Source organism: Robiginitalea biformata HTCC2501 (assembly GCF_000024125.1).
Classification (GTDB): Bacteria; Bacteroidota; Bacteroidia; order Flavobacteriales; family Flavobacteriaceae; genus Robiginitalea; species Robiginitalea biformata.
The window spans coordinates 2,658,705-2,671,371 of sequence record NC_013222.1; the positions used below are offsets into that span (position 1 = coordinate 2,658,705).

The 12,667-nt window shown below is 55.4% G+C and carries 9 protein-coding genes; 2 read left to right on the plus strand and 7 right to left on the minus strand.

Annotated elements, in window-relative coordinates:
- Positions 1-15: 15 nt before the first annotated feature.
- Genes RB2501_RS11805 through RB2501_RS11820 form a run of 4 tightly spaced genes read right to left on the minus strand, consistent with a single transcriptional unit; the run spans position 16 to position 5,506 of the window.
- Positions 16-1,512 (minus strand): oligosaccharide flippase family protein, encoded by a 1,497-nt coding sequence (locus RB2501_RS11805; RefSeq protein WP_015755064.1) that lies wholly within the window; start codon positions 1,510-1,512, stop codon positions 16-18.
- Positions 1,482-2,786: a glycosyltransferase family 4 protein gene (locus RB2501_RS11810; protein ID WP_041327224.1), complete on the minus strand. Its 1,305-nt coding sequence runs from the start codon at positions 2,784-2,786 to the stop codon at positions 1,482-1,484. Before RB2501_RS11810 ends, RB2501_RS11805 begins: the two co-directional genes overlap by 31 nt.
- The gene (locus RB2501_RS11815; RefSeq protein WP_015755066.1) at positions 2,786-5,221 is read right to left on the minus strand and encodes a YfhO family protein; all 2,436 of its coding nucleotides are present in this window, start codon (positions 5,219-5,221) and stop codon (positions 2,786-2,788) included. The genes RB2501_RS11810 and RB2501_RS11815 overlap by 1 nt, the downstream gene beginning before the upstream one ends.
- Before the next feature lie 18 nt (positions 5,222-5,239).
- The gene (locus RB2501_RS11820; protein ID WP_015755067.1) at positions 5,240-5,506 is read right to left on the minus strand and encodes a hypothetical protein; all 267 of its coding nucleotides are present in this window, start codon (positions 5,504-5,506) and stop codon (positions 5,240-5,242) included.
- 78 nt (positions 5,507-5,584) lie between these two features.
- On the opposite strand from RB2501_RS11820, the gene RB2501_RS11825 reads away from it, so the two are divergent.
- Both RB2501_RS11825 and RB2501_RS11830 read left to right on the plus strand, forming a co-directional pair.
- Positions 5,585-6,646 carry a transporter gene (locus tag RB2501_RS11825; RefSeq protein WP_015755068.1) on the plus strand — a complete coding sequence of 354 codons (1,062 nt, stop codon included), beginning with the start codon at positions 5,585-5,587 and terminating at the stop codon, positions 6,644-6,646.
- A 75-nt stretch (positions 6,647-6,721) separates the two neighbouring features.
- Entirely contained in the window at positions 6,722-7,843 is a 1,122-nt protein-coding gene (locus tag RB2501_RS11830; RefSeq protein ID WP_015755069.1) for a GNAT family N-acetyltransferase, read from the plus strand.
- A gap of 120 nt (positions 7,844-7,963) precedes the next feature.
- Here RB2501_RS11830 and RB2501_RS11835 read toward each other — a convergent pair whose 3' ends face one another.
- The 3 genes from RB2501_RS11835 to RB2501_RS11845 all read right to left on the minus strand — a co-directional run bounded on the left by RB2501_RS11835 (position 7,964) and on the right by RB2501_RS11845 (position 12,568).
- Positions 7,964-9,223: an aminotransferase class I/II-fold pyridoxal phosphate-dependent enzyme gene (locus tag RB2501_RS11835; RefSeq protein WP_015755070.1), complete on the minus strand. Its 1,260-nt coding sequence runs from the start codon at positions 9,221-9,223 to the stop codon at positions 7,964-7,966.
- 175 nt (positions 9,224-9,398) lie between these two features.
- Positions 9,399-10,439 carry a PLP-dependent cysteine synthase family protein gene (locus RB2501_RS11840; protein WP_015755071.1) on the minus strand — a complete coding sequence of 347 codons (1,041 nt, stop codon included), beginning with the start codon at positions 10,437-10,439 and terminating at the stop codon, positions 9,399-9,401.
- Between the two features lie 71 nt (positions 10,440-10,510).
- Complete coding sequence (locus RB2501_RS11845; protein WP_015755072.1) at positions 10,511-12,568, minus strand: S9 family peptidase; 2,058 nt, start codon at positions 12,566-12,568, stop codon at positions 10,511-10,513.
- Positions 12,569-12,667: the final 99 nt, after the last annotated feature.

Sequence of the window (12,667 nt, forward strand, 5' to 3'; positions counted from 1 at the left end):
TAGTTTTTAGGTTGGTTAGTTGTCAGGACCCCGTGGAGGATTTTTCTTCTCGGGGTCCGGTTTTTTAAACCCCCTGCCCAGAAGGGCGAACGCGTCTTTGGCAATCCCCAGCCGATGGACCAGGCCGAGGTAGAACAATGCCGCCAGCAGTGATTTCAACCCAATATTGACCAGGGGGTGAAACGGAAAGGACAACCAGAGAAACAACGCCCCGGTGAGGACCCCCACCCCGATCAGCCTAAAGGTATCCCGGCTCCAGGGAACCAGGCCGAATTTCAAGCGGACAAACAGGAGTTTGACCAGGTTGTAGGCGGCGATTGAGATAAAAGTGGCCCAAGCAGCCCCATTGATCCCAAAGCGCGGGATCAACCAGATATTCAGTGCGATGGTGATGAGCACCAGGCCCAGGCCAAATACCAGCAACATCCGGTAATACCGGGAATTGTACAGGATGGCCGCATTGATACCCAAAAAGGAATCAAAAACCCGGGCAGCCCCGATCAGGGCCACAATGGTAAAACCACCCCGGTAATTTTCGGGCAACAGGAGATAGAGCTCTTCGAGGTTCATCAGGATCAGCAGGTATATAAGCCCCGCCGCCACCAGCAGGGCCAGGGAACTTTTCCGGTAGAGGCTCCCAAGGCCCGACAGGTCCTTTGCGTGGAGCAGTTCGGCGGTAATCGGATAGGTAATCTGGTGCATGGCCCGTTGGGGGACGATAATTACCGTGGCGATAAAGACGGCTACCGTGTAATAGGCCACATTCGCCAGTTCGATATACTGGTTGATCATGAACCGGTCTACTTCCAGGAGCAGTACGGAAACCGATCCGCCCAGGAGGATCAGCGCGCTGTACACGGTAATTTCCCGGGAGTCCCCGGGCAGTCGGAACCGAAATCGGAAGGGCATCAGCCGCAGGGCATATACTGCCATCAGCAGGCACCTCAGGGCATACAGGCCCACCAGCCACCTGAGGAAGCCAGCCACCGAGAGCACTTCAAAATACAACAGGAAAAGCAGGAGACTGACCCCCAGCCGGACAAAGACTTCCTTTAAAAACGTACCGAATGCCGAACGGAGGCACACCTTGCTCCATGCAAAAAACACCTCAAAATACGCCATGGAAAGGCCGATCAGGAAAATATGCCCGACATATTCCGCCACTATGGCATTTTCCCGGGCCAGGAAACTCCCGATAGCCTCATCCGCCAACAAGCTGAATACCGCCAGGGGGAGGATAAAAACCAGGGGGAGCAGAAGCATTCGCGTCAGGAACGGGTTCCGGTGCGGTGCTTCCCGGTTGGCGGAAAAGAATTTCACCAGGGTGTTCGGCACCCCGAAGGCCATCAGCGGCATCAGGAGCGCACCGGTGGAAAGGATAACCCCCACCAGGCCAAAATAGGTATCGGACAGGAAACGGGTGTATAAAACGAGCGTGTTGACGGCCCCCAACCCGAAACCGACATAGGTTAGCAGCGTGTTTACGATGGATTGTCTGAGGATAATTCCCATAGGATTTCCTTTGCCAGCCGGCCGGTGAGTTCCCGGCGATGGTATTGGGCTACTCCTCCCGGCCGGACCGAAAGGGCGCCTTTTCGATAAAGATCGTACCATTGCCGAAGCTGCGCAAGGATTTCGTCCATTTGTCCGTACCGGAACCCCGCTCCGCAGCCGCTGCCTATCACCCGGTCCGCGGCTTCCCATCCATCCGGGCCTATGGCGAGGATGGGCCGGGCAGCAGCCATGTATTCAAAAAGCTTCCCGGGCACGATGCCCCGCGTTTCCGGCGAGTCGATTTCGAGCAGCAGCAGCAGCTGTGCCTTTTCCTGCCGGATGATAGCTTCGCGGTGCGGGACATATGCGTGTATTTTGGTATGGGTCTCCAGGCCGTGCTCCCTCAGGGACTCCATCACCTCCTCACTGACCAGGCCGGTAAGTTCCAGGCGAAAATCTTCCCGAAAACCCGGCGTATCCCGGAGGAGTGTAGCCAGGGCCTGCCAGAGGGCATCGGGGTTGCGCCCGCTGAGGAGCGAACCGATATGCGCCACCACAAAGGCACCGTCCGGCTGGTCTCCCCGGGCAGGCTGCCGGTCGAAACCGTTGGTGATTACCGCTACCGGGCGGGGCGTATGGGATCCCAGGCTATCGGCCGTTACCTGGCTGGTTGCCATGACGCGATCCGCCGCGCCGAGGACCCGGGTTTCCAGCTCCCTGTGTTTTCTACGGGCCCGTTTGCCAAGGCTCATGGCGGAATGGTAGCCGATCTCCGTCCAGGGGTCCCTAAAATCCGCGACCCATTTCAGGTTCGGCCTGCGCCGGGACAATTCCAGCCCGATCAGGTGCAGGCTGTGGGGCGGCCCGGTGGTCACCAGGGTGGTAATCCCCTCCTGATCCAGGATGCCAGGCAATTCGCGGACGGCTTTTTTTACCCAGAATTTGCGGGCGTCCGGAATGAAAAAATTGCCTCGGGCCCAAAGCAACAGCCGTTCCACCAACCCGGGGTTCCTCCTTTGGATAATTCCGGAACTGATCCGCCCGGCCTTCTTCCGGCCAAACAGCCGTGCCCATGCATAGGGTTCCCAAAATTGGCTCCTGTATACCGTGAGGTTTTCCGGCACCTCCCGCTCCAGGTCCGGGTCGGTTAACGGGTAATGGGGGGTTTCGGGAAGGTAGAGAACAGGCTCGAAGCCAAAGTCGCGCAGGTACTTCACAAAGAACAGCCATCGCTGGACTCCGGGGCCTCCAGCGGGTGGCCAGTAATACGTAACGACCAGTACCTTATGCATTATTCCGTTTCCTTGGGAGGACGTTTTACCAGTCGGTAGGTCACGGCGCCCAGCAGGAGTACCAGCAGAGCGATGGATCCCGCCAGGGATATCCGGCTTCCCTTCCGGACAACTTCCGGTTCGAAACGGAAGGTCACCCGGTGTTCCCCGGCCGGCACCTCCAGGGCCCGCAGGGCGTAATTCACCCGAAAATGGTCGGCTTCCCGTCCATCGATAGATGCCTGCCAGCCTTCAGGGTAATACATCTCAGAAAACACCAGCAAACCTTCATGGGCATTTCGAACCGTGTATTCCAGGAAATTCGGGCGATAGGTATCCAGTTGGGCCGTGGCGGCTGAATCCCGGACGTATGCCCTGGAGCCGTATTCCGGGAAATCCGAGGTGTTGACCACGGCGGTACGGCTAACCTGCAGCGTATCCAGCGACCGGATAGCGGCATCCGCCGTGGGCACGGGAACCAGGTTTTCCACAAACCAGGCATTGCCCATTGCATTCGGGTTCAGGGTCACGGACGGGGCCCCTTCTTCATTGGTCTGTATCAGGTATTTGGTGTTCAGCATGTGAAGTACCTGCCGGTTGTCGCGGTAGATGTGGTAGTCGAATAAATCCATTAAACGCCTGGGCTTAGCCGCATGGTAGCCCCCCAGGGAATGGTGGAAATACGAAGTCCGGGCCCCGTTGAGCCCCTCCCCCACATTCAGCACCCGGAATACCGAGGTATCCCGAAGGATAACCTGGTCTGCCTGGGACATCGCTATCGGGGCGTTCATTCGCCTTTCCGGGACAAAATCCCCGGAATCCACGTATCGCTTGTCAACTCCGACCAGGTCGATCAGCAAGACAATGCCCAGGGCAGCCAGGGTCAGGTTCCGCCCCAGGCGGCCCTTGACATGCAGCCAGAGCAGCCCGGCCCCCGCCAGGACAATGATCAGGGACCGGATGGTGTCGGCAATATAGACAGCTTCCCGGTCTCTGCGGATTACCTGCATTACGTCTTCCCCAAAATACCGGGTCAACATCGGGTCGCTGCCGCCTGAAAAATCGAAAAGCCCCCTGGAGAGGAAGAGCAATACCCCCAAGCCGGCAAGGGACCCGGTCGCAACAACCAGGGCCCGAATTTTTTTGGATGCCTCCAGGGACGGGTCAAAAAAACGCTTCAATGCCAGGATGCCCAGGATGGGAAAGCAGAGTTCGAGAATGACCTGGGCCGAAGAGACGGCCCGGAACTTGTCGTAGAGCGGAAAATATTCGATCATCAGGTCCGTGAGCAGCGGGAAATTCTTTCCCCAGGAGAGCATCAGCGATAGTATTGCTCCGCCGAGCAACCACCATTTGGCCCGGCCGCGAACGAGCAGCAGCCCGAGCAGGAAGAAAAACACAATCAGGGCTCCCACGTAGGCCGGGGCGGAAACACCCGGCTGATCCCCCCAGTAGAGCTGGAGGTTGTTGCTGAACTCAAGCGCCTGGGAGCGCGGCACACCCTGGTCGATCAGAAATTCATACGTCTTGGACCCCTCCCCCAGGGACTCTACGGAAGCCCCCCCGAAAAGCCTGGGGACGAACAGGTTCAGGGATTCCACAATCCCGTAGCTGTACTGGGTGATGTATTCGGTGTCCAGGCCGTCGGTCTGCTCCATGGGGTTACCCTCCGGGTCCAGGGTGAGCTGGGAGGGGCCCCGCGTACTCCAGGCTGCGTATTCCCGGGTAGCCATCAGGGAGGCTGCGTTGGGCAGGATCCCAAGGAGAACCGCGAGAACCAGCAAACCCGTGGCCAGGGCAAAATGCTTCAGTTGCCCCCGACGGATAGCATCGATCAGATACACCAGGCCCAGTACCAATACCAGCAACATAAAGTAATAGGTCATCTGATAGTGGTTCGCCTGGATTTCAAGGGCCATGGCAAAAGCTGTGAGCACAAATCCCCAGAGGTATTTTTTGCGGTAAACGAGCAGTATCCCGCCCAGCAACATGGGCAGGTAGCCCAGCGCGTGTGCCTTGGCATTGTGGCCAACGCCCAGGATGATAATCAGGTAGGTGGAGAAGCCATAGGCCAAAGCCCCCAGGACGGCCAGCCGGTAATCCACTTTCAGGCAGCACATCAGGATGTAGAAGCTCAGCATATACAGGAAGAGGTAATCGGCCGGCCTGGGCAAAAAACGGATTGCCCGGTCCAGGTTCTTTACGTATTCATGGGGGTAGCGCGCGCCGAGCTGATAGGTGGGCATTCCCCCGAAGGCACTGTTGGTCCAATAGGGCTCCTCCCCGGTTTCTTTGCGGAATTCTTCCTGTTCCTGGGCCATCCCCCGGTATTGGACGATGTCCGACTGGTAGATGACCTTGCCCTGGAGAACCGGGTAAAAATAGGCAAGGGACGCCAGCGCAAAGAAAACGGCTACGAAAAAGTGGGTAAAAAATTGTTTGAGGTCGAGGTTCATCTTTGGGTCCGGGTCGGTTTAGGATTCTTCGACTTCCTCGTATTCGATATACTCCCCTACAGGCTCTGCGGGAGGTTGTTTGCGGGCGGGTTTCCGGTCGATGGTCACCTCCCCGGTCCTTCTGCTGCCCGGGTCCTCCGGAGCCCTGCCGCGGAAGGCTTCCTGAAAGTACTCTTCGGTCTTCCTCCTGGCATACCGCCTGAGCCACGGGCCTAACAGCCGCCCGAGCAGGAGCAGGAAATAGTAGCCGAGAAGCAGAACCAAAAGGAACTTTAAAATACCCATTAACTGATCACTCTGTATATCAAAAGTACGATTCCGACGTTGTATTAACTGTACAAAAGTCCTAAAATAATACTAAATATGGCATCAAAAACCCGCGGAATCCTCAATGAAATCGGCAAATTCGGGCTTTTGGCCACTCTGTTGGCCTGGGGCCTGGCCGCGCATGCCCAATATACGGATGTCATCAATTCCAACCGCCCCGGCAAGGCCAATAGCGCCTACGCGGTGGGAAAAGGCGTTGTCCAACTCGAATCGGGCCTGGTTTACGAACAACAGGACCACGCCATCCTGAACACGGAATCCGGAATCTTCGGCGTGGATGTCGCTTTGAGGTACGGGCTGCTGTTTGAAGCGCTGGAACTCCAATACGAAGGAATCAACCAGAACCAGAATATTACCTACTCCAACCTGGGCACGGAGGCTTCTCTTACCGATTTCTACCGGAACCGTGTGGGCCTGAAATTCCTGATCTACGACCGCTACAAGGACCCGGAACGCAACAAGCCAAATATCAGGAGCTGGAGGGCCAACAACGTTTTCCAATTAAAAAACCTGATCCCTTCCGTGGCCCTCTACGGGGGGGCAAACTTCGTGTTGGGCGACAACCCGTTCTACCCCGGTGAACCTACGGTTTCTCCCCGGGCCATGGTGGCCACCCAAAGCCGGTTGTCCCCGAGGTTTGTCCTGGTCACCAATATCGCCTACGACCGGATTGGGACGGATTTCCCCGAATGGAGCTACCTGGTTTCCATTTCCCACGCCTTCAGGAACCCGAAATGGAGTGTTTTTGTGGAAAACCAGGGCATCCAAAGCGACCGCTACTCCGATGTATTGCTCCGAAGCGGCGTCGCCTACCTGTTCAGCCCGAACTTCCAGGCCGATATCAACCTGGGCGCCGGCTTTAAAAACACCCCCAGCCGGATCTTTATCAGCTCCGGGGTTTCTTACCGGCTGGACTTCCACAAGGATCAGCTTATCCCGATTGAGGACCAGGAGAAAATTGGCCGCAATAGCATGCGCCGGGGCGGGAGAAAACTATCCAAAGCCGAGAGGCGGAGCCAGCGACGGGCTGAAAAACGCAACAAAAAACGGGAAAAAAGCGACGACGGGGGCGATGACTGGGAATTCAACCCAATCTGAGGTTCGCGGAATTCAGAAAAACTACTTTACGCTATGCGGAAAGTTCCGTAATATTGGAACCTGCAAACGCGTCCCATGATCCGAATAGAAGAAGCGCATTCCAAAAGAGATATGAAGTCCTTTGTCCGCTTCCCCTTTACGCTGTACAAGGACTCCCCGTATTGGGTTCCGCCCATCATCCGCGAGGAGCTCGCCTCTTTCGACCCAAAGGTAAATCCCGTTTTTCGCCAGGCAGAGGCGCGGTTTTTCCTCGCCTACAGCGGCAGCGAGGTGGTGGGCAGGGTGGCTGCCATCATCAACCGGACCGAAGTGGAGCAACAGGGACTGAAAAAGATGCGGTTCGGTTGGTTCGATTTCAAGGACGATCCGGAAATCAGCAGGGCGTTGCTCGACAAAGTTGCTGAAATTGGCAATGACAATGGCCTGGAGTACATGGAAGGGCCCATGGGGTTTTCCAACCTGGATAAGGTTGGGGTACTTACCGAGGGTTTCGACCACATCGGGACGATGGTCACCTGGTACAACTACCCCTACTACGCTACCCACCTGGAAAATCTCGGATTTACGCGCGAAAAGGAGTACCTGGAGAGCAAATTCCCCGCGGCAAACGCGGATCCCCGGCTGTTTACCCGTATTGAAGCAACCATTCGCCAGCGCTATGGGCTACGGGCCCTGAACTTCACGAAAACTTCTGAAATCATGCCCTGGGCGGACAAGATGTTTGACCTTTTTAATGCATCCTATGCGCGGTTGTCATCTTTTGTGCCGATTTCCGAGGAACAGAAGGCGTACTTCAAGAAAAAGTATATCGGGTTTATTAACCCGGAATACATCAAATTCGTGGTAGACGAAGACGACCGGATTATCGCCTTTGCCATCGTGATGCCCTCCTTTTCCAAAGCTTTGCAGAAAGCACGGGGAAAATTGTTCCCCTTTGGTTTTCGTCACCTGTTGCACGCCCGGAAACACAACAAGGACGCTATATTCTACCTGATCGGGATCGAGCCGGAATTCCAGAATAAGGGGATTACCTCAATCATCTTCAACGAATACTACAAGGTTTTTCAGGAAAAAGGTGTAACCATGTGCTACCGGACGCCGGAACTGGCAGAAAACAAGGCCATCCAGCAAATGTGGAAACACTTTTCACCCGTCGTTTACAAACGGAGGTGCACGTATCGGAAACAACTCGGCTGATCCGTTCCGCGAAACCGGCAAGCCCTCCAATTCCAGAACCCGCGATTCCTTCCGTCCCGGCCTAATAAAGAAAAACCCGGCGCCGTGCCGGGTTTCCTGTTCTGTAAAATTGCTCCCGGGTTACTCCCCCATGGCCGCAGCAACCGCCGCAGAGAGCCGTTTGTAGGTGCCGTTTTGCAGTCGTTCGCGGATGGCGGAAAAAGCCTCCAGCGTTTCCTCTATATCCTCGGCTGTGTGGGTGGCCGTAGGGATCATTCGCAATAGGATCAGTCCCTTGGGGATTACCGGATATACCACAATGGAGCAGAATATACCGTAATTTTCCCGCAGGTCCTTAACCAGTGCCATCGCCTCCGGGATGCTACCGTTCAGGTATACCGGGGTGACGCAGGAACTGGTAGTCCCGATATCGAATCCGCGTTCCTTCAGCCCGTTTTGCAGGGCATTGACGTTCTCCCAGAGTTTTTCCTTGAGTTCCGGCATGGTGCGGAGCATTTCCAGGCGTTTCAGGGCTCCCTTCACGTAAACCATGGGCAGGGATTTGGCGAACATCTGGGAACGCAGGTTGTATTTCAGGTAGTCGATGATTTCCTGGTCGGCCGCTAAAAAGGCGCCTATTCCGGCCATGGATTTCGCAAAGGTGGCGAAGTAGACGTCAATCTCGTCCTGAACCCCCTGCTCTTCCCCGGCCCCGGCCCCGGTTTTCCCGAGGGTTCCGAATCCGTGTGCATCGTCTACCAGCAGGCGGAAGTTGTATTTTTCCTTCAGGGCCACAATCTCCTTGAGTTTTCCCTGTTCGCCCCGCATTCCAAACACGCCTTCCGAAATCACCAGGATGCCTCCCCCGGTTTGTTCGGCCAGTTTCACCGCCCGTTCCAGGTTTTTCTCCAGGGACTCGATGTCGTTGTGCTTAAAGGTAAAGCGTTTCCCCACGTGCAGCCGGACCCCGTCGATAATACAGGCGTGGGAATCCACGTCGTATACGATGATATCGTCCTTGGACACCAGGGCGTCGATGGCCGACATAATCCCCTGGTAGCCGAAATTCAGCAGGTAGGCAGCCTCTTTGTCCACAAACTCGGCCAATTCTTTTTCGAGTTGTTCGTGGTAATCCGTATGGCCGCTCATCATGCGGGCACCCATCGGATAGGCGGCTCCGTGTTCCAGGGCGGCTTCCCCGTCTACTTTTTTGATTTCCGGGAGGTTGGCGAGGCCGAGGTAGTCGTTGATGCTCCAGGTAATCACCTCTTTGCCCTGGAATTTCATCCGGTTCGAGATAGGGCCTTCCAGTTTCGGAAAGACGAAATACCCTTCGGCCTGGGAAGCCCAGCGTCCCAGCGGACCCTTATTCTCAATAATTCGATCGAATATATCTTTCATGGAGTTTAGCTTGGTTGCGCAGGAAACCTACCGGGAAGCATGTTGCAAAACGCGAATTTCCGCGGGTAGCGATCCGAGGCAAAAGTAAAGAAATTTAAAGCGAATTCATAGCATCGGGAGGAAGCAATTGCGGGAATTTTCCACAATCTGCAGGATGTACCAGGCTGGCCTGAAATTACTTGATTACCTGGATTTGCTGCTCTTCCCCGACGTGTTTGCTGTCGAAGAACCCCTGATCCTCCATCCATTTGTCGCTGTAGATTTTGCTCATATAACGACTGCCGTGGTCCGGGAAGATCACCACAACGCGGCTATTTGCGTCGAATGTTTTGTCTTCCTGCAGTTGTTTGAGAGCCTGCATGGCCGCGCCGCTCGTATACCCCGCAAAAATCCCCTCCTTATGGCAGAGTTCCCGGGCAGTATGGGCGCTCTCTTCATCGGTCACCTTGATAAACTCGTCGATAACGGTAAAATCCGTAGCGTCCGGGATCAGGTTCTTGCCGAGGCCCTCGATCCGGTACGGATAGATTTCCTCCGTGTCGAATTCCCCGGTTTCGTGGTATTTCTTCAGGACGGAGCCGTAGGCATCCACCCCGATGATCCGGATATCCGGATTTTGCTCCTTCAGGTAGCGCGCCGTACCCGAAATGGTGCCCCCTGTGCCGCTGCAGGCCACCAGGTGGGTAATCTGGCCTCCGGTCTGTTCCCAGATCTCAGGCCCGGTGGTGGCGTAGTGGGCCTTGATATTAAAATCGTTGAAATACTGGTTGATGTAAATGGAGTTCTGGGTTTCCTGGTGAAGCCTTTTGGCTACCTGGTAATAGGACCTGGGGTCGTCTGCGCTCACGTGGGCGGGACAGATATACACCTTGGCACCCATGGAACGAAGCATATCGATCTTATCCCTGGAAGACTTGGAACTCACCGCCAGGATACATTCGTACCCCTTGATGATGCTGACCATGGCCAGGCTGAAGCCCGTATTCCCGGAGGTGGTTTCGATTACTGTGCTGCCGGGCTTGAGAATCCCGCTCCGTTCGGCCTCTTCAATGATAAAATGGGCAATCCGATCCTTGGAGGAATGACCCGGGTTGAAGGCCTCGAGTTTGGCGTAGTATTCCCCGGGGAAGCCGGCCGTCAGACGATTCAAACGGACCAGGGGGGTTTTTCCAATAAGTTCAAGGATATTGTTAAACGCCTGTATCTCTTGTTTCATACACTAAGGTTAGGCTCATAAACCGGCCGATGCGGTTCGGATTTGGAGGCAAAATTACTATTTTTTTTGGATTATGGCACTTTCCCCTCCAGATCGAGCAGGAAGGCGTATTCCATAGCGGTCTCGCGAAGGGCTTCAAATCTCCCGGAAGCCCCGCCGTGCCCGGCGTCCATGTTCGTGTATAAAAACAGTTGGCGGTCGCCCAGTTTTTTGCTCCGCAGGCGGGCAACCCACTTGGCGGGTTCCCAATACTGCACCTGGGAGTCGTGCAGGCCCGTAGTCACCAGCATATGCGGGTATTCCTGCTCCCGGACATTGTCATAGGGGGAATACCCCACCATATACTCGTAATATTGGGGGTCGGCGGGATTGCCCCATTCGTCATATTCCCCGGTGGTCAGCGGGATGCTTTCGTCCAGCATCGTGGTTACCACGTCCACAAACGGAACGGCGGCAATGACCCCGTTAAAAAGATCCGGGGCCGCATTGATCACTGCCCCGATAAGGAGGCCGCCGGCCGAGCCCCCATACGCATAGATGTGGGGGGGCGTGGTGTATTTTTCGGCAATCAGAAAGCGGGCGCAATCCTCAAAATCCGTGAAGGTATTCATTTTCTTCAGCAGCTTCCCCTCTTCGTACCAGGGCCTGCCCAGGTATTCGCCCCCGCGGATATGGGCGATGGCATAGATGAACCCCCGGTCCAGAAGGCTCAGGCGCACCGTGGAAAAATAGGGGTCTGAGGTGCTCCCATACGACCCGTATCCATACAGCAATAGCGGGCTGCTGCCATCGAGGGGGGTCTCCCGGTGGTACACCAGTGAAACCGGTACTTTAACCCCATCCCGGGCCGTTGCCCATACCCTCCGGGATTCGTAGTTTTCTTTTTGGAATTTGCCCCCCAGGACCTCCTGTTCCTTGAGAATTGTCTTCTGGCGCGTTGCCATATTGAATTCCACAATGCTGTACGGTGACGTCATGGCATTGTAGACGTAGCGCAGGTTTTCCGTGTCGAAGTCCAGGTTGACATACGGGTAGGCCACATAGGTTTCATTATCAAATGGCAGGTAATAATCCGCTCCTCCATCCCAGCGGACAATCCGCATTTTACTCAGGCCGTTGTCGCGTTCGGTCACCACATAATACTCCCTGAAAATATCGAGGTCTTCCACAAGCACGGCATCCCGGTGGGGGATAAAAGGTTTCCAGTATTCGCTCCCTGTCTGATCCTCTGTAGTCTGCATCACCTTGAAATTCGTGGCCCCGTCCCGGTTGGTCAGGATAAAAAACCGGTCCGCGTAGTGGTAGATGGAATACTCCACCCCGCGCTGGCGCGGAGTGAAAATTCGGAATTCCCCCTCCGGTTCGTCGGCTGGCAGGATCCGGTACTCCGAGGTCAGCGTGCTGAAGGATCCGATAATGATGTATTTTCTGGATTTCGATTTGTACACGTACGTGTTAAAAGTCTCATCTTCCTCCAGGTAAACGAGTTCGTCTTCAGAAGCCGGGGTGCCCAGTCGGTGTTTGAAAATTGCATCCGCCCTGAGGGTTTCCGGGTCCTTCCGGGTATAAAAAAACGTCCGGTTGTCCGTAGCCCAGACGCCTCCGCCGGTGGTATGCGGCAGGACATCCTCAAAGTCCTCCCCGGTTTCCAGATTCCTGATCCGAATGTCGTACAGCCTGCGAGATACGGTATCCGTCCCAAATGCAGCCAGCTTGTTATCCGGGCTGACCGAAATTCCGCGAAGGTCGAAATAGTCATGACCCGCAGCCAACTGGTTGGCGTCAAACAGGATTTCCTCTTCGGACTCCAGGGAACCTTTTTTCCGCGTATACACCGGGTATTCCTTCCCAACTTCAAACCGGGTGATATACCAGTAGCCGTTTAATTTGTAGGGCACCGAGGTATCGTCTTCGCGGATGCGGGCTTTCATCTCCTGGAACAATTCTTCCCGGAATTTTTCCGTGTGGGCGGTCATTTGACGGAAATAGGCGTTTTCGGCCTCCAGGTATTCGATAACTTCAGGGCTTTCCCGTTCCCTGAGCCAGTAGTACTCATCCACCCGTTTTTTGCCGTGGATTTCGAGTATGTGGGGGTTTTTAGTGGCAATGGGCGGCATGGGCTGGGGCATTTTCGGGGTTCCTTTTTGATACCATGTGGCAAAAATAGCATTTATGCACTGAACTCCCCAAGGCGGATTTCCCTTCGGGCCGGGCCGTAAAAAAGACGT